The organism is Phenylobacterium sp. (genome assembly GCF_030681155.1).
Taxonomy (GTDB): domain Bacteria; phylum Pseudomonadota; class Alphaproteobacteria; order Caulobacterales; family Caulobacteraceae; genus Phenylobacterium.
The window spans coordinates 1-17,997 of record NZ_JAUXXE010000009.1 but is presented as its reverse complement, the minus strand read 5'-3'; the positions used below and the strand labels follow the sequence as shown (position 1 = coordinate 17,997).

The following is a 17,997-nucleotide window of genomic DNA, read 5'->3' as shown; positions in this document are numbered from 1 at the left end:
ACGCTGCGCTTCCAGAGCGGCGGTCTGCGCTGTCACCACTTCCAGGTAGTCAGAGGCCCCATCACGGTAGGCGCTGAGCGCCAAGGCCTGCGTCCTGGTCGCGGCCGCCGCGGCAAGCTGCAGCTCATCGGCCTCTTCGCTCAGGCGCTGCCGAGCGGCGAGCGCGTCCTCCACCTCCCGGAACGCCGCCAAAGCGGTCTCGCGGTACTTAGCGGAAACTTCTGCGTGAACCGCTCTGCTGTGGCGGAGCTGCGCGCTACGGCGCCCCCCGTCCATAAGCGGCGCAACGACGGCGAGCGGACCGAGCGCCCAGACACTGGCCGGGGACGACGCAAGATGACGGCTCACGGACTGAACACCCACCGAAGTCTCGATCGACAGGCTAGGGAAGAACGCTGCGCGCGCGACGCCGATCCGCGCATTGGCGGCCGCCACGCGACGCGCAGCCGCGGCCACATCCGGCCGGCGTTCGAGCAGCTGGGATGGAATGCTCCGCGGCGCCTCCGGGGTCGTCGGGAGCGCCTTGTTCACAGGCAAGGTGAAGGCCATCGGCGTTTCCCCGACCAGGATTGCGACCTGGTTCTCGAGCTGGGCGCGGCGGCGCTGCAGGCCGTGGCGCAGCGCACGGGCGCGGGTCAGTTGCACCTCCGAGCGGCCCGTCTCCAATCCGGACGCGGCGCCACTCTCCTGCCGGGTAACAGTCAGCTCGTGAGCGCGCTCGTAAGCACCCACAGCTTCGTCGATCAACGCGGCCTCGGCGTCCAACCCTCGGAGCCGCAGGTACGTATCCGCCAGAGCCGCCTGAAGGCTGAGCCGGGTGTTCGCCAGGTCGGCGGCGCTGGCGTCGGACTCCGCGTCCTGTGCCGCCGCCTCGTTGCGCAGTCGCCCCCAAAGGTCGAGCTCGTAGCGTAGCAAGCCCCCCAGCACCGCGGCGTCCGCCTCGTCGCGCGCCGCCTCGTCACCGCCTGCGGCCGAGCCCTCGCGGCGGGTGAGGCTTGCGCTCGCCGAACCGACCGGGCGCCGAGCGGCCGCAGCCACCTCAGACCCCGCCTGCGCCTGCTCATATCGAGCAACCGCTGCGGCGACGGTGGGGCTGGCGCGGTCCAGTCGCCGCATGAGTTCGTCCAGCGCCGGATCGTCGAAGGCTGTCCACCATTCGCCGCGCGGGCCGTCGTCCGCCGCCGAAACGAGGCCCCAGTCGGCTGCGCCCTTGTAGTTCGACGCGGCCGAGACGACGGGCAGCTCCAGGCGGGGCGCAAGAGAGCAGCCGGAAAGCCCGAGAAGCGCCAGCACAGATAGGATTCTAGCGACGCGCATTCGCCGTGTCCTTTCGGTCCTCAAGGACGCGCACCTTGTCACCGGTCCGCAGCGCATCGGGTGGCGCGCTGATCACGGTCGCGCCAGCCGCCAGCCCTGCCGCGACCGCGACCGATCGACCATCGTCCCGCCCCAGTTTCACCGGCGTTAGAGCGACCGTGCCGTTCGCCGTGACCGTGGCGACCCTCGGCCCCTGCGGACCAAGGATCAGCGCACTGGCCGGAATCACTACGCCGCCGCGGGCCAGCGCCGGGAGCGCGACCTCGGCATAGGCCCCAGGCTTCAGCCGGCCCGACGCGTTGTCACTCTGAAGCTCGACGAGCATGGTCCCGGATCGGCGATCAACGGCTTCGGCGGAGCGCGTGACGATCGCCGGGAGAGCGGCGTCGGGGTACTCCGGCAGCCGCAATTCAGCCGCCAACCCCGGCCGGATGCCCGCCGACTCCGCTTGGGGCACGCGCACGAAGATGCGCATTCGGCGGGTGTCGGCGATGGTGAACAAGGCTGGGGTCGCAGAGCCGGCGCTCACCAGCGCGCCGATCTCGGCGGAACGGCTCGTGATTACCCCATCGAAGGGCGCCTTGATCAGGGTGAAGCCCCTGAGCGCTTCCAGCCGCTGAACGTTGGCTTGCTCCGCCTTCAGAGCCGCGCTCTTCGCCGCCAGGGCGCCCGCCTTCTCATCCGCCGCCTGACGTGAGACCGCGTCCTTCTCAAGCAGGAGTTCCCAACGATCGGCCGTCGTAGACGCGAGCCTCTGCTCGGCGGCGGCGGTCTGCAGCTGGGCTCGCGCCTGGGCGAGTTGCTCGTCGAGTTCCGGCGCTTCGATGACCGCCAGCGTCTGCCCGACCGACACGCGATCGCCGATATTGACCAGCCAGCGTGCGACATAGCCGTTGGTGCGGGCGTGGATCGCCGCCGTGTTCCAGGCTTGAACCTCCGCCGGAAGCGCCAGCTTGCCGTCACCCCTGGCGGGCTTGGCCTGCACCACACGGACGGTGGGCATAGCGGCCTCTCCTGAGACCCGCGCGAGTTCAGCGTCGTTGGCGTTCCGGGCGGCCGCGCCAACGGCAAGGATCACGGCCGCGCCCAGCCCGACGCCGACGCCGGCATGTTTGAGGCTGAGCCTCCGCAGTTTAGGGGGCATAGGCGACATGGCTTTCCTCTGCAGTTGACGGCCCGCGGACGTGGCGATGGACGAAGGAGAAGATGGCGGGCACGAGGAACAGGGTGGCGGCCGTCGCGACGACCAGTCCGCCGATGACGGCGCGGCCAAGTGGCGCGTTCTGCTCGCCGCCCTCCCCGATCCCAAGGGCCATGGGGGCCATGCCGATGATCATGGCCAGGGCTGTCATCAGCACCGGCCGGAATCGCGCCAAGCCAGCCTCGAGCGCCGCGCGGCTCGCATCGCCGAGGATGGCCAGCCGTTCGCGCGCGAAGCTCACCACGAGGATTGAGTTCGCGGTCGAAACGCCAAGGCACATGATGGCTCCGGTCAGGGCCGGCACCGACAGCGTCGTTCCGGTCGCGAAGAGCAGCCAAACGATTCCAGCAAGCGCGCCCGGGAGCGCCGAGACGATCACCAGCGGATCGGCCCAGCTTTGGAAGTTCACCACCAGAACCAGGTAGATCAGCACCACGGCGCCGATCAGCCCCAGGCCAAGCCCGAGGAAGGCCGTGTTCATCGTGGCGTATTGGCCACGTAGGGTGACAATCGCACCCTTCGGCTGCTTGGCGTCGAGGCGTTCAATCGCGCGCTCCACATCCCGAGCCACGGCGCCGAGATCGCGGCCATGGGCGGTCGCGTAGATGTTGAGCGTCGGCTGAATGTCGTAGTGACTGATTACTGACGCGGTGCTGCTGCGGCGAATCTCGCCAAGCGCGCCAAGTGTTTGAGGCGCAGCGCCGTTCGCTCCCGTAACCGGAAGCGCACGAAGCTCTTCCACCGAGCCCACCCGATACTCCGGAGCCTGGGCCACGACCGGGTAGGACACCCCGTTCTGCGGGTGAAGGAAGAACATGGGCGCGGTCTGTGAGGTGCCCGCCAAGGCGTTTGCGAGACTGACGGTGACATCGCGTTGCGTCAGCCCGACCTGCGCCATGCGGGTGCGGTCGACCTCAACATCGAGCTGCGGGTAGCGCGCAGATTGCTGCAGACGGGCATCGGCCAACCCGGGAATGCGCTTCACCTCGCGCAACAGCGCTTCGGCATAGGTGCGGTTGGCCTTCCCATCGCGACCGCTGATCTGGATATCGAGCGGCGCCGGCGACCCAAAGTTCAGGATCTGGCTGGTGATATCAGCCGGTAGAAACGCGAACTCCAGGCTGGGGAAATTCTTGGGCAGGTCCTCGCGAAGCCGCTCCACATGGCGCGCGGTCGGCGTGTGGCCATGCTCAAGCGCGATGAGGATGTCGCCCTCACCCGGACCCACCGTGCCGCTGTTGTTATAGACGGTGTTCAGCGGCGCGCTGGACAGGCCGATGTTGTCGACCATGGATCGCAGCTCGCTTGCCGGGATCAGATTACGGATCCGCGCCTGCACCCGCGCCATTTCGGCGGCGGTTTCCTCGACCCGTGTCCCAGCGGGCGCGCGGACGTGCAGGGCGATCTGGCCGGAGTCCACGCTCGGGAAGAAGTCGCGGCCCAGCCAGGGCGTGATCGCCAGGGACGCCACAGCAATCGCGAGGAAGCCTGGCACGAACCAGCGCCGGCCTCCCAGCGTCCGCTCGAGCAGCTCGCCGTAACTGAGCCGCAAGGCCTGGAACCTGCGCTCGAACCCCTGCTGGAACCGCACTAGCGGATTTGCAGACGGCTGCGCATTCGGATGAGTCCCGCCGACCTTATGCGGCCGCAGGAGGTACATCGCCATCGTCGGCACGAGCGTCCGCGAGAGGATGAAGGAGGCGATGAGCGCAAAGACGACCGCGAGCGCCATAGGGACGAACAGGTATCCGGAGACGCCCGGCAGGAAGAGCATCGGAACGAAGACGATGCAGATACACAGGAGCGAGACGAAGGCCGGGGTCACTATCTGCGCCGCGCCGTCGATAATGGCCTCGCGAACACCCTTCCCCTGTTCCAGGTGCCAGTTGATGTTCTCAATGGTGACTGTCGCGTCATCGACGAGGATGCCGATGGAGAGAGCCAAGCCGCCGAGCGTCATCACGTTCAGGGTCTGGCCTGCGCCTGAGAGCGCCGCAATCGCTGCCAGGACCGCGAGCGGGATCGACAACGCGATGATCGCCGTCGAGCGCCAGGACCCGAGGAACAGCAGGATCATCAGCGATGTGAGCGCCGCTGCGATGGCGCCTTCGACGACGACCGCCTCAAGGGCGCCGCGGACAAAGATCGATTGGTCCCCCAGGGGGGTGATCTTTAGCTCAGCCGGAAGTCCGGCCGCGATTTGGGGCAGTTTCTTTTTGATGCCGTCCACGATCGACAATGTGGACGCTGAGCCGTTGCGCAGGATGGTGATGAGGGCGGAGCGCTGACCGTCGACGTGCACGACGTTCGTCTGCGGGGCGCTGCCGTCGCGCACATAGGCGACATCACGAAGGTAGATGGTGGCCCCCTCGACCACCTTCACCGGGAGGTCGTTCAGGGCGGCGATCGAGTTCGGCGCGTTGTTGAGCCGGACGTTGTATTGATACTCGCCGATCTTGGCGAAGCCGGCGGGATTGATCTGGTTCTGCGCGGCGATGGCCGTCGAGACATCCTGGGCTGACAGGCCGCGGGCCCGCAGCGCTTGTGGGTCGAGGTCAACCTGGATCTGCCGCTGGCGTCCACCGGACGGGAACGGCGCGGCGGCCCCCGGCACGGTGATGAGCTGCGGCCGAACCTGATTAAGCCCGAGGTCGTAGAGCTGCTGCTCTGTCAGCCCCTCGCCTGACAGCGCGAGCTGGAGAATCGGCACCGTCGATGCGTCGTAGTTGACGATGAACGGCGGGCTGATGCCGGGCGGCATCTGCCTCAAGACGGTCTGCGAGATGGATGTCAGCTGCGCGGTCGCCGTGCGGATATCCACGCCGGGCTGGAAGAAGATCTTCACCACCCCGACCCCCGGCATGGACTGGCTCTCGACATGCTCGATGTCGCTGACGGTGGCCGAAAGCGCGCGTTCGAACGGCGTGATGATCCGGCCCGCCATTTCCTCTGGCGGAAGGCCCGCATAGGTCCAGGCCACCGCAATGACCGGCACGCGGATGCTCGGGAAGATATCCACGGGTGTTCTGACGGCCGCGAGCGCCCCGCCCATGGCGATCAGCAGGGCCATCACCACGAACGTAAGGGGCCGCGTTAGCGCAATTCGGACGATCGCTAGCATAGGGGGCGGCCGCCGGCCGACGCCCGAAGGGGTCGATGCATCGAAGTCTCCTGTCCTCGCGGGCTGGAGACGGCGGCCACCTTAAGCCACGCTTAAGTCCGGCTGCGCCGGGCTTGGCCGATGGGGAGTGACGTGATGGCGTGGACGACCTCCACCCAACAGGGTTCTCTGATGTGTCGTCGATAGGGACGTCACGTCTAGGGAGCGGGTCATGCAAGAGGTCGCCGTCGTCGGGCTGGATCTGGCGAAGAACGTCTTTCAGGTACATGGGATCGACGCTGCAGGCGTCGTGGTGGTGCGCAAGCAGCTGCGACGCAGCCAGGTCCTTCCTTTCTTCGAGGGCTTGTCGCCGTGTCTGGTCGGGATCGAGGCTTGTGCTTCGGCCCATCACTGGGGCCGGCAACTGATGGCGATCGGCCATGAGGTGCGGCTGATGCCGCCAGCCTACGTGAAGCCCTATGTTAAGCGGGGCAAGACCGATGCGGCAGATGCGGAGGCGATCGCAGAGGCTGTCACCCGGCCGACCATGCGTTTCGTCGCCGTGAAGACCGAGGCCCAGCAGGCGGTTCTGATGCTCCACAAGACCCGGGATCTCTTGGTCGCCAGAGGACCATGCTGATCAACGCCCTCCGCGGTCACCTAAGCGAGTTCGGGATCGTCTCAGCGCAGGGCTCCGCGGGCGTTCAGGCGGCGCTACGGTCACTGATCCTGGAGCAGGAACGGTTGCCGGAGCTCGCGCAGGCCGCGCTTCGGGGCCTCGCGGGGCGACTGGAAACGCTACGCGCGGAGATCGAGCGCCTGGAACATCGGATCCTCGCCTGGCATCGGCAGGATGCGACCAGCCGGCGGCTCGCCACTATCCCTGGCATCGGGCCGATCACCGCCAGCGCTATGGCCGCCAGTGCGCCCGACCCCGCACTCTTCCGCTCTGGGCGCCAGTTCGCTGCATGGCTCGGGCTCACCCCCAGGGCTCACAGCAGCGGCGGCAAGGAGCGGCAAGCTGGGATCAGCAAGATGGGCGACGGCTATCTGCGACGGCTGCTCGTGGTCGGAGCGACGGCTGTGCTCCGCATGGCCCGCCAACGCGGGACTGGGGGGCCCTGGATCCGAGGCTTACTCGATCGCAAAAAGCCGAAGGCCGCCGCCGTGGCGCTGGCCAACAAGACGGCGCGGATCGCCTGGGTGTTGATGGCGCGCGAGGAGACTGCGGCTGCATAGAGATCGGCAACGGTCCCGCACAGGATCGAAGCCGTAGACGCCAGAGTGGTGAGACGTGATGACGAACCGGCCGCAGCCGGGGACGGGCGAAACCCAGGGGGTCAGAGCGCTTCGAGCGCGTTGACGTGATTAGGGAGCCGGTCCGCGGACTTCATCAAGGCCAGCAGCCTCGACCGCTGCAGCAACAGGCCGAACACATGACTGCACTCGACCGAGCGCCGAACGTCAACTTCACCCTTGCGTCTTGGAGGTCGTCCACCCAAGTCCTGGGTTGATCTGAGCCTTGGTTTTGGTCGCCGGGCTCTCCGGATATGGCTCGGGCGTAGTCCCTGGGCGTACCCCTCGGCCCTTCCGACGACTCCTCTATGCTCTTCCTGTGACCATGAACTGTGGCAGCGTCATCAGACACGCGCCCTCAGCGATCGATTGCCTAACCTCGGTCAAAATCGCGTCCACTCGCTTCTGCTCGAACTTGCCGCTTACCTCGGCAAATTGCGCCACGTGCTGAAGGACTGGCAGCATCCGTCCCTCCGTGTCCGCGCCAGCCCGAATGGCGACCGAGACATCGGAAAACCCGGCCCTTTTCATTTCGCTGTAAAGGATGCGGCCGATATGAGGCGTGCGGAAAGCCAAGCTCGCGGCGTCCATCAGCTCTCGCAACCTTGTTGCTCCGAGCGGCTCGACCACCAACATGCCCCAGTCGCTGTCGATGATGTGCACGATGCCGCCAGGCCTCACCACCCGGCGAAACTCGGCCAACGTGGCCGCGACGTCGGGCACATATTCCATCACGTTCTTGCACACCAACCTGTCGGCCTGGGCGTCATCCAGCGGAATCCGGTCGTCTGTCGCATGGTGGACGGTCGTGAAGGCGGCAAAGCCGGCGTCTGCGAGGGCCTGGCGCGCCATGCCGACGAAATCGGCATTCAGGTCCACGCCATGAACGTGGCCGGAAGGGCCTGTGCAGCGCGCAAGTTCCAACGCCAAGCCGCCCGGCCCGCAACCATAGTCGACCACGACCTGCCCGGGCTCGAGATCGGCCGGGGCCAACAGCGGCGCCATCTCGGGCCGCCATGTGAACATCTGTTGATAGTCTTCTAGGCTTTCGGACGCGATGTCGGCCCAATGATCCCGGAAGAATGTGTCTTGTTTCATGCCTGCTTCCTTCCTTGTCGCCGTGTCTGGAAGATGTCTGGGATTGGGTGTTCGGCCGTCATATCAGGCGGCTTGGTCCGCGCGGCAGAGGCCCGTCGTTGACGCTGAGACAGGCGCCTGTTTCGGCGCTTGAAGCAACCTCAGGTGAATGGCGTCGATCGACCAGGTAGTCGTCCAGGGTGAGGCGGCGGAACTCGCGGCGCATTCGGCCGACCGTCCCAGGGTAGAATGACAGAATGCGGCCGGTGTCGTCCTTGTAGAAACTCTGGCAGGCTCCGGCCCAGCTCATGGTCTGCAACTCAGGCTGAATCCGGTCGTTGTAGCGGCGGGTGACGTCGAGCCTGATCTCAACGGACCTCAGATCGAGTTCGGCGATATCGCGGATACGCTTGACGATGTAGTCGGCGTGGACTTCGGCCGAGCCGATCAGGGAGGTGTAGGCGATCGGGCCGTTGATACCATTGATAGTGAAGTAGTTGGGGAACCCTGGAATCGCCACGCCGCGATATGCTTCCGGCTGCTCAGAAAGCGCGCGCGACAGGGTCAGGCCGTCACGACCGGTGATGTGCATCGCGGGACGACCATCGGCACGGCCGCCGAGCTTGTAGCCGGTGCTGAAGATGATCGTATCGACCTCGATGACCCGGCCGTCTGACGCAACGGCGGCGGTCTCGGTCACCTGGCCAAGGCCCTGGTCGATCAGCTGCACGTGATCGGCGGCGAGCGCCGCATAGTAGTCGTCCGACACCAGCAGGCGCTTGCACCCCGGATCGTAGCTGGGGGTCAGCGCCGCCTGCATCTCCGGATCGCTGATGTGGGTGCGCATATGGTCCAGAGCCATGCGCCTGAGACGCCCTACCGCCCGAGGGCTCCTGCGGAACACCTGATAGGTCATCAGGGCGTTGCGGTAGAGCATCCGGCGATGACTCGCCGCGGACTTCGTCGCCGGGTCGGCGAAGGCGGCCTGGGTCGCCGCATCATAAGCGACGTTGCGCCTCGGCATCACCCAGTTGGGTGTGCGCTGAAAGACATAGACTTCGCGGGCGCGGCGGACCACTTCGGGAACCACCTGCACAGCGCTGGCGGCGCTGCCGACAACCGCGACGCGCTTGTTGGTGAAGTCGTAGTCGTGGCGCCAATGTCCAGAGTGCCATTGCTCGCCGCGAAAGGCAGCGAGTCCCGGAATGTTCGGAATGTGTGGCTCGGTGAGCCCTCCCGTGGCGGAGATCAGCACTCTGTGGCGGGCCTCCGACCCGTCCCCGAGCGTCAGGTCCCAAGCGCCGGAGGCCTCGTCAAAGGCCGCGGTCTCCACCCGCGTGTTAAACTGGATATGGTCGATCAGGCCATATTTCTCGGCGCACTTGCGGAAATAGTCGCGAATCTCGGCTTGGCCGGAGAACACCAGACTCCAGTGCGGATTGGGCTCGAAGGTGTAGCAGTAGAGGTGTGACGGGACATCGCAGTGAAGGCCCGGATAGGTGTTGCGCAGCCAGGTGCCGCCCACATCCGCCGCCTGCTCGTAGATCACGAAATCCCGCACCCCTGCCAGCTTCAGCCGGATACCCATCAGCACCCCGGTCAGACCGGCGCCGACGACCCCGACGCTCATGCCTTCGAAGTTCGTGGGATTGGCCTGTGGTCGCGCTTCAGCCATTCATCATGTCGCGCAGAGTTTGGGCCTCGTACTCGTCTCGGAAGACGCCGCGCTTGACGAGGACGGGGATGAGATTGTCGACGATGTCGCGGTAGTAGTGCGGCGCGTAATAGGACGGTGTGATCTGAAAGCCGTCGCCGCCGCCTTCCTCCAAAAGATAGACCATGTGATCGGCGATCTGCGCGGGCGTCCCGGCCATCGGGTTATCGTCGGAACCCGAGAGGTAGGTGCCGGCGATTTCGCGAAGGGTGATCGCTGGGTTGGTCTTGGTGTAGACCTCAAACATGCCCTTGGTGCCGGTGACCACCAGGTCCGTCAACTGGTTCACCGGGGTATCGACGTCGAACTTGCTCAGATCCAGATTGAAGTGGCCCGACATCAGGGCCAGCGACGCTTCCAGCGGAATCCGCGCGCGGATTTCCTTCAACCGGTCGCGCGCCTCGCTTTCGCTATCGGCGACAATGGGCTGGGCGCTCCAGATGATACGCAACTTGTCGGGGTCGCGACCGGCGCGGTCGAACCGGGTCTTCATGTCGTCCTCGAAAGCCCGCATCTGTTTGACGCCGTTCCCCACGGCGAAAACGCACTCGGCGTGTTCGGCCGCAAATTGCCGTCCACGATCGGAAGCGCCGGCCTGGAACAGATAGGGATGCCCCTGGGGCGAAGGGGGCACAGTCAGCGGCCCCTGGCATTTGAATACCTTGCCGACATGGTTGATCTTATGGATCTTTTCGGGGTCCGCGAAGATCTTGTTCTGCATGTCCATCAGGAGCGCACCGGGCTCCCAGCTGTTCCACAGCTTGTGGCAAACCTCCATGAACTCGTCAGCGCGATCGTAGCGAAGATCGTGCGGCGGCAGCTCGTCCATGCCGAAGTTCTTGGCCTCGCCCGAAGAGATGGAGCAGACGATGTTCCAGCCGATCTTGCCCTTGGTGATGTGGTCGAGCGTGCCCATTTTCCGGGCCAACATGTAGGGCTCATAGAAGGTGGTCGACATGGTGATGGCGTAGCTCAGCTTAGGCGCCACCGCGCTGAGGTAGGGGACCAGGACGGTCGGGTCTTGGGTCGGGAACTGAATGGCGTACTTGATCCCGGGCGCATTCACGCCGCCGGCCCAGCCGTCGGCGAAGAACAGCATGTCGAACTTGCCGCGCTCCAGCGTGCGCGCAATCCCGGCCCAGTACTCGACGTCGAAGTAACGGCCTGAGTCCATCTTGTCCTCGGGGTAGACCCAGGACATGATCATATGCGGAGCGGGGCAGTAGAGCATGAAGCCCGTCAGGTGCATCTTGTCGCCAGCCTTCATTTTTCCGCCCAATCTTTTTGTTGTTTAGAGGTCTCGGAAACGGCCGGGCCGCCTCTGGTAGAAGAGCAGCGGCTCTGCGTCTGACGCCTCGCAAGAGCCAAAGGACAGCACTCGGCCGACGACGATGGTGTGGTCGCCCGCGTCGTGCTCGGCCTCGACGGCGCATTCGAACCAGGCGAGGGCGCCGCCGATGATAGGGCCCCCGTGCGTTCCTGCGCCCGTGTTGATGCCGGCAAAGCGCTCCACGCCTTTCTTAGCGAAACGGAAGCAAAGGTCTTGTTGGGCATGGTCCAGGACATTGACGCAAAAGTGCGCCGCGTCCCGGAGGCGGGGCCAGCTTTCGGATGCCTTGTCCGGGCAGAAGCTAACGAGTGGCGGCTGCAGAGACACAGACACGAACGATTGAGCGGTAAAACCCACGAGTTGATCGCCCGCGCGTCCGGTAATCACCACAATGCCCGTGCAGAAGCGCCCGAGCGCGGCCTTCAGGTCCGCCACGTCCGCCGGCATGACCGCAACCTCAGGCGCGGCGCCGCTCTGCATCGCCGACCTCCCGCTGAGTGGCGCCGGAATGTGGAGCGGTGAGGGCGCCGACACAGATGTCGACCAACAGGCCGACGAAGGCCGGCGTGGCCAAAGCCGGGCGCCGGGCGTTGGCGGCGATGGCCTTCTCTCGGTCCGCCAGGCCGTGAATGATCAGTCCGACCACGAGTTCCAGCCGCGCCCGGACCACCCGGCGTGGAATCTCAGGGAGCAGCTCGGCCAGGCGGCGTCCAACCTGGAAGACGCCCTCGTTGCGACCTCCGGCGAGCAGTTCCGACCAATCCGTGCGCGGATCGCCGTACACCTGGGCGACGAACCGCACGTAGTAGCGCTCCGCGCCGGGCGCTGAGAGGTGTTCGGCGAATGGCAGCACCAGCGCTTCGGCGCAGCCTCTAAGCGCCGGCTCCCGATCCGATGGATCGGTGTCGCTCAAGATCTCCAAGCGTCGCTGGTCAATGACGCTGAGCCGCGTTTCAAACACCGCGCTTAGCAGCGCGGCCTTGCCGCCGAAGTGGTATTGGAGCGCAGAGGCATTCTTTTCCCCCGCCTCACGGCGGATTCGGTCGAGCGACACGCCCTCCAGGCCGTGGAGGGCGAACAGTCGCTCTGCCGTATTGATCAAGCGTTCGCGCGTCGGGTTCACCCCCGCACCTCAGTCGGCCCAGGACTGGGCGAAGAGCTGATCGTACGCCAGCCCCCAGGGCGGGCGAAGGAACCCCAAGGCGCGCACGTCCTGCGCCCACTGGCCGTAGGGGGCTCCCCGCGAAAAGGATCCTCCGCCCACCACGCGGCTGAGTAGCGTGAGGCAAGACTCTGCGTGCTCGGCGACGACGGTTTTCCCGCGCGCGACCGCCGCCACGCCGCCCGACCCCCGCTCGACAGCGGCCAGTGCACCTTCGCGAACCTGCGCGATGGTCCATGCCTGGTTCACCAGCCGGGTCCACTCGACCTGCTCGTACGGGCGCATCTCGTCCTTCTTCGGTCCAATCTTGGCGCGCGCCGTGGCGATCGCTTCGTCGACGATCGCGGCGATGACGGCGGTGAACATGGCGCCGCCGAGCTGGGCGGCGGCCGCACCGCTGGCCTGCGCCGCGCCCGGCCAGGCGATGGCCTGCGCAGGAAACTCGTCAAAGCGGAAGCCGTGGCTCTGGGTGGCGCTCATCCCGTGGCCGTCCCACTCGGCGGTCAGCTTGATCCCTCCAGACCCATCCCAGACCGCGCCCCGCATATTCATAAAGAACATCGTCGGCGTTGGGTGGCCCGCGGGCTTGGCGGTGGTGATCATATAGTCGGTGATGCCGGAACCGGAGCCAAAGTGCTTGTCGCCGGATAGACGGAAACCGCTTGCGCCGTCGGGCTCGGCGACCGCCCGGGTCTTCATGATGTCTCCGCCGCTGCCCGGCTCCGAGGTGACGGTGCCCCACCAGGACCCATCCCGGGCAGTTTGGAAGCACCAGTCCCGCTGCTCGGCCCAGGCCTGCGCGTGAGGTTCGGGCGCCGCCGAACTCGCCATCCAGGACACCAGCACGGCGGGGTGCATGGAGGCCACCAACGCCACGGAAGGATCGCCCCGCGCGATTGTGTAGATCAAGTCGGCGTAGAGCCGGACCGACTGTTGTGTCCCGGCCCAAAGCCCGCCCTGATCGACGGGGATGCCCGTCCTCAGGAACCCCGCGGACGCCAGCCGCTCGAAGTCCGCGCGGTCCAGATGCCGGCGACGTTGGCGCTCGCTGCGCTGTGCGGTCCAGTCGGCGGCGATGGCGCGCAACTGGTCCAGCATCTCCACGTCGGCCGCTGCAAGCGCCAGATTGGTGCGGCCCATTCCCAATTCCTCGTTCATGCGGGCGACCGCCCATCCCGTCGCGCGCCAATGTGATAATGAAATCACATTAGATCAGTCTCAGATCCGGTCAACCTTCGAGCTAAACCCCATCCAATAGTAGACACCTTAATGATGGCGCATTAGCTTCTGACCCATGAGCTGCGTGGGAGATCGATCATGAGCGCTTTTCAAGGTGTGGTGGAATCCGCTGCGGACTGGCGCGGCGCGGAGGCGGCCAGGAGCGACGACTGGATACGCCATCTGACTGACGCCGAAATCGGCGAACTCGAGGCGGCGCTCTCGAACGCCAAAGCGAAAGGGCTGAGCGGGACGCAAGTGACCCGCGCCGACTTCCCGCTCGGGAGCATGGCCGCGACGCTGGACGCCCTGGGGGACGAGCTTGCGAATGGGCGCGGGTTCTTCCTGCTGCGCGGCCTGCCGGTCGAGCGCTACAGCAAGGAAGACGCTGGGACGATCTACTGGGGGATGGGCACCTACCTCGGTCGGCCGTGGCCGCAGAACGCCCGCGGCGACCTGCTGGGCGACGTGCGGGACACGGGCAAGAGCATGCTGAACCCCCACGTCCGGGGCTACGAAACCACGGTCCATCTGCCGTTCCACACCGACGGGTCCGATCTAGTTGGCCTGCTTTGCCTGCGCGACGCCAAGAGCGGAGGCCTAAGCAGCCTCGTCAGCTCGGTCGCCTGCCACAATGAGATGGCGCGCACACGTCCCGACCTGTTGGAGCGGCTGTATGAGCCCTTCTACTACGATTGGCGGGGCGAGCACCCGGCTGGCGGCAACCCCTATTACTCGATGCCGGTGTTCACGCGGCATGACGGACGGCTCTTCAATCGCTACATCCGCGGTTACATCAACTCTGCCCAGCGGTTCCCGGAACTGCCGCGGCTGACGCCGTTCGAGATCGAGGCGCTCGACACGCTGGACGCCTTGACCGTGAGCCCCGAGTTCCGGCTCGACATGGTGCTGCGACCGGGGGACATGCAGTTCATCAACAACTATGTCCTGTTCCACTCGCGCACTGAGTACGAGGACTTCGAGGACGAAGATCGCCGCCGCCATCTCAAACGGCTTTGGCTGGCGACCGACAAAATCTCGAGCCGACCGCAGAGCTTTGAGGATCGTGGATATGACCGCGCGGGCTGGCTGAAGCAGGCGAGTTGAAATGGCGGGAGCGGCCGCGGCTTCGGATCGTCCATCGGGCTCGCGTGCCTGCGGACGGACGCGCCGGTGCTGAAGCTTCGCTCGGATGCTGCAGCGACCGATGCGCCGGCTCCGTGGCCGGGCGCCGACTCCTACGACTCTTTGGAAGGCGTGCCCCTCGAGCCCGCCACCATGGCCGCGGCGAGCGTTCCGCAACGTTTCGCTGCGGCGCTCACCCGGCTGGCGCCAGGGCTGGGGATCGCGCTGCTTGTCGCGCTCGCCGCATCGTGGCTAGCCGACCACTATGCCGCGCCGGTGATGCTCTTCGCGCTGCTGCTCGGAATGGCGGTCAATTTTCTTGGCCACGACGGCCGGTGCCGGCCGGGCTTGGACTTCGCAGCGCGGATCGTGCTGAGGGCGGGTATCGCATTGCTGGGCGCGCGGATCACGCTTACGCAAATTCAGTCACTCGGGACCAATGCTCTGCTGCTGACGGTCGCTGCCGTACTCGCCACCATAGCCACGGGCTGGGTGCTCGCACGATTGCTCAAGCTGCCAACGGATTTCGGTGTGCTGACCGGCGGCGCGGTGGCGATCTGCGGGGCCTCGGCGGCGCTCGCGCTCTCGTCGGTGCTGCCGCCGTCGCCCACGCGCGAGCGTGACACGATATTGGCCGTCGTCGGCGTCACCACGCTCTCGACTCTTGCCATGATCTTGTACCCTCTGCTGGCCACGCAGCTGGGCCTGAGCGCGGTCGAGTCGGGTGTGTTCCTTGGCGCCACCATTCACGACGTGGCTCAAGTCGTGGGCGCAGGCTACGGCCTTTCCGATCAGGCCGGCGACACCGCGACCGTCGTCAAGCTGTTGCGCGTGGCGATGTTGCTGCCCGCCACCCTGGCCGTGGCGCTGCTTTTCCGTAACGCAGGCGGGGCGACCTCGCGGAAACGCCCGCCGCTGCTGCCCTTGTTCCTGGTCGTCTTCGTCGGTCTGGTCGTGATTACGTCTACGGTCGCCGTCCCCCCAGCTGTGGTCCGTTTCGCCGGCGAAATCTCCGGATGGTGCCTGGTGACCGCGATTGCGGCCCTCGGAGTAAAGACGCGGCTCGGTGACTTCACTCATGTGGGTTGGCGCCCGGCAGTGCTGATCGGAGCGGAGACGCTCTTTGTCCTGTTCGCCGTGCTCGCCGCCATACTCTTGGGAGCGGTCAGTTGAACCGAAGAAACGATAGCACAAAGGAGAGTTCGATGACCTACGAGACCATCACAGTACGCAAGGTCACCCCGATTATCGGAGCGGAGATCGAAGGTGTGGATCTGTCGAGGCCGCTCAGTGATCGGCAGCTGGAGGAAGTCCATGCGGCCTGGATGGACAACCTTGTTATCTTCTTCCGGGACCAGACCCTGACGGTGGAGCAGCACCTCGAGTTCGGCCGTCGCTTCGGCAAGCTTCACCTTCACCCCGCTGCGCACAAGCCGGATCAGCATCCCGAAATTCTAGTGATCAAGGCGGACGAGAATTCCACGCACGTGGCCGGAGAGGAGTGGCACACCGACGTGTCCTGCGACCCCGAGCCGCCAATGGGGTCGATTCTGCACTTGACCGAGGTCCCGCCGGACGGCGGCGGCGCGACGCTGTTCGCGAACATGTACCGCGCCTACGAGACTCTATCCGATCCGATCAAGCGCATGCTTTCGGGGCTGACCGCTATTCACGACGGCAAGCACGTCTACGAGCGTCCCGGCTACAGCGAGGACCGGCAGTACCCGCGCTCGGAGCATCCGATCGTGCGCACCCACCCGGTGACGGGGCGGCAGGCGCTATTCGTGAACCGCGGGTTCACCACCCGGATCGTGGGTCTGAGCCGCAGTGAAAGCGACGCCATCCTGCAGATGCTCTATCGCCACATCGAGACGCCGGAGCTCCACGTCCGCTTCCATTGGCGGCCTGGCTCGATGGCGTGTTGGGACAACCGCTGCACTCAGCACCACGCCCTCTTCGATTACTTCCCAAACCGCCGCTACGGGCACCGTGTCACCGTGGCGGGCGACAAGCCTTTCCATCGGAGTGACGAGAGCCTCGCGACGTCGCGCGCTGCGCCGCGCGAAGTGGTGTCGGCGTGACGGGCTTGCTCGTCCGTCGCGTCGCCGGCGCGCTGGGGGCGGAGATCACCGGGGTCGATCTCGCGAAAGATCTGGCGGACCACGCCGTCATCGCCGCGATCCGGTCTGCGCTGGTGGAGCATCAGGTGGTGTTCTTCCGCGACCAGCAGCTGACCGCGGCGGAACAGGTGCGATTTGGCGCCCGGTTCGGCCCCCTGAACGTTCATCCTTACGTTTCCGGCATGCCCGGGCAGCCCGAGGTGATGGAGATCATCAAGGAGCCAGAGGACCGCATCAACTTCGGCGGCGGCTGGCACTCCGACATGAGCTTCCTGGAGAAGCCGGCGATTGGCTCGATCCTCTACGCCGTCGAGGTGCCCGAGTTCGGCGGAGATACCCTGTTCGCCAGCCAGGCTGCGGCCTATGACGCGCTCTCGCCCGGCCTCAAGAAGGCACTGGAGGGCCTCAACGCGGTACACTCCGCCAGCCGCGAGTACTCGTCCTCCGGTCACTCAGCCCAGAAGCGCGCCGGCATGCAGGTCGCCGAGGCGGACGGCTATGTCGGGGAATTCATGCACCCCATGGTGCTCACCCACCCGGAAAGCGGCCGCAAGGCGCTATACGTGAACCCAGCCTTCACTCTGCGGATCGAAGGCTGGAAGACCACCGAGTCCAAGGCGCTCCTCGACTACCTCTTCAACCACTGCCGCTACGAAGGCTTCACCTGCCGCTTCACCTGGCGGAACGGCTCCATCGCCTTCTGGGATAACCGCTCAGTCTGGCACTTCGCGCTGAACGACTACTCCGGGCAGCGCCGCCACATGCGCCGCGTGACTGTCGATCCCCCCCACGAGGCGGTCGCCCAAGACGGTCGAAGCGTCGCTGCGGCCGTCAGCGCGACGGAGCCCGCGTCCGATCGCCTCGCCGTCGGCGCCGCGAGGCGTGATAGGGCCGCCGGGCCGAACGACGGCGTTTCTCGCCCGGGTGAGGGCCAGCATGTCTGACGCACGCGGGATCGTGCAGCCCGAGGATTGGTCAGGGGAGATGGGCGCCCGATGGCTCGCGAGGACAAGGTAGGAACCATGCTGCCGTGCAACGTTGTGGTCCAACAGCGGAGCGATGGGAGCACGGAAGTCGCCGCCATTGATCCCGTTGAGTCCATGCAGGCCATCGACGGGCTTTGATCCGTCGCCAAAGGCTCAAGCCTCTGCGCTCATGGTATGCCTCCGCCGGGCTGTATGAGAAGGTTGGATGATGGTTGATCCAGGGCTGCGCCGGTGGGACGAACGATACGCGCAGCAGGGCTACCTTTTCGGAGAGCAGGCGAACGCGTTTCTCGCGCGCCAGAGGCATCGGCTGCAGTCCCGCGTCCGGGCTCTGGCGGTCGCGGACGGAGA

14 protein-coding genes and 1 pseudogene are annotated in these 17,997 nt (G+C 66.0%); 6 read left to right on the top strand and 9 right to left on the bottom strand.

Annotated elements, in window-relative coordinates:
• The 3 genes from Q8M13_RS01965 to Q8M13_RS01955 form a co-directional block, all read right to left on the bottom strand.
• Positions 1-1,317: efflux transporter outer membrane subunit (locus Q8M13_RS01965; RefSeq protein WP_305297943.1), on the bottom strand; the 1,317-nt coding region annotated here is incomplete at its 3' end.
• Entirely contained in the window at positions 1,304-2,470 is a 1,167-nt protein-coding gene (locus Q8M13_RS01960) for an efflux RND transporter periplasmic adaptor subunit (RefSeq protein WP_305297942.1), read from the bottom strand. The genes Q8M13_RS01960 and Q8M13_RS01965, both read right to left, overlap by 14 nt.
• Positions 2,451-5,639, bottom strand: coding sequence for an efflux RND transporter permease subunit (locus Q8M13_RS01955; protein ID WP_305297941.1), 3,189 nt, complete (start codon positions 5,637-5,639; stop codon positions 2,451-2,453). The genes Q8M13_RS01960 and Q8M13_RS01955 overlap by 20 nt, the downstream gene beginning before the upstream one ends.
• Positions 5,640-5,850: 211 nt before the next feature.
• Between Q8M13_RS01955 and Q8M13_RS01950 the strand changes: the two are divergent.
• Positions 5,851-6,857: pseudogene (locus Q8M13_RS01950) on the top strand (IS110 family transposase).
• Between the two features lie 363 nt (positions 6,858-7,220).
• Here the strand turns inward: Q8M13_RS01950 and Q8M13_RS01945 are convergent.
• From Q8M13_RS01945 to Q8M13_RS01920, 6 genes are read right to left on the bottom strand one after another with little or no spacing between them, the layout of a single operon-like run.
• Entirely contained in the window at positions 7,221-8,012 is a 792-nt protein-coding gene (locus Q8M13_RS01945; protein WP_305297940.1) for a methyltransferase domain-containing protein, read from the bottom strand.
• 58 nt (positions 8,013-8,070) lie between these two features.
• Positions 8,071-9,666, bottom strand: a complete 1,596-nt coding sequence (locus tag Q8M13_RS01940) for an NAD(P)/FAD-dependent oxidoreductase (RefSeq protein WP_305297939.1) — start codon at positions 9,664-9,666, stop codon at positions 8,071-8,073.
• Positions 9,659-10,972 (bottom strand): NtaA/DmoA family FMN-dependent monooxygenase, encoded by a 1,314-nt coding sequence (locus Q8M13_RS01935; protein WP_305297938.1) that lies wholly within the window; start codon positions 10,970-10,972, stop codon positions 9,659-9,661. Before Q8M13_RS01935 ends, Q8M13_RS01940 begins: the two co-directional genes overlap by 8 nt.
• A gap of 24 nt (positions 10,973-10,996) precedes the next feature.
• Positions 10,997-11,515 (bottom strand): flavin reductase family protein, encoded by a 519-nt coding sequence (locus tag Q8M13_RS01930; protein WP_305297937.1) that lies wholly within the window; start codon positions 11,513-11,515, stop codon positions 10,997-10,999.
• Positions 11,493-12,137: a TetR/AcrR family transcriptional regulator gene (locus tag Q8M13_RS01925; RefSeq protein WP_305297936.1), complete on the bottom strand. Its 645-nt coding sequence runs from the start codon at positions 12,135-12,137 to the stop codon at positions 11,493-11,495. The genes Q8M13_RS01930 and Q8M13_RS01925 overlap by 23 nt, the downstream gene beginning before the upstream one ends.
• 30 nt (positions 12,138-12,167) lie before the next feature.
• Entirely contained in the window at positions 12,168-13,355 is a 1,188-nt protein-coding gene (locus Q8M13_RS01920) for an acyl-CoA dehydrogenase family protein (protein ID WP_305297935.1), read from the bottom strand.
• Positions 13,356-13,514: 159 nt separating this feature from the next.
• On the opposite strand from Q8M13_RS01920, the gene Q8M13_RS01915 reads away from it, so the two are divergent.
• The 5 genes from Q8M13_RS01915 to Q8M13_RS01895 all read left to right on the top strand — a co-directional run bounded on the left by Q8M13_RS01915 (position 13,515) and on the right by Q8M13_RS01895 (position 17,784).
• Positions 13,515-14,522: a TauD/TfdA family dioxygenase gene (locus Q8M13_RS01915; protein ID WP_305297934.1), complete on the top strand. Its 1,008-nt coding sequence runs from the start codon at positions 13,515-13,517 to the stop codon at positions 14,520-14,522.
• Between the two features lie 66 nt (positions 14,523-14,588).
• Positions 14,589-15,713 (top strand): YeiH family protein, encoded by a 1,125-nt coding sequence (locus tag Q8M13_RS01910; protein ID WP_305297933.1) that lies wholly within the window; start codon positions 14,589-14,591, stop codon positions 15,711-15,713.
• Between the two features lie 32 nt (positions 15,714-15,745).
• A complete protein-coding gene (locus tag Q8M13_RS01905) occupies positions 15,746-16,621 on the top strand; it encodes a TauD/TfdA family dioxygenase (protein ID WP_305297932.1) in 876 nt (291 codons plus the stop codon).
• Positions 16,618-17,604 carry a TauD/TfdA family dioxygenase gene (locus Q8M13_RS01900; RefSeq protein WP_305297931.1) on the top strand — a complete coding sequence of 329 codons (987 nt, stop codon included), beginning with the start codon at positions 16,618-16,620 and terminating at the stop codon, positions 17,602-17,604. The genes Q8M13_RS01905 and Q8M13_RS01900 overlap by 4 nt, the downstream gene beginning before the upstream one ends.
• A 51-nt stretch (positions 17,605-17,655) precedes the next feature.
• Entirely contained in the window at positions 17,656-17,784 is a 129-nt protein-coding gene (locus Q8M13_RS01895) for a DUF302 domain-containing protein (RefSeq protein ID WP_305297930.1), read from the top strand.
• Positions 17,785-17,997: the final 213 nt, after the last annotated feature.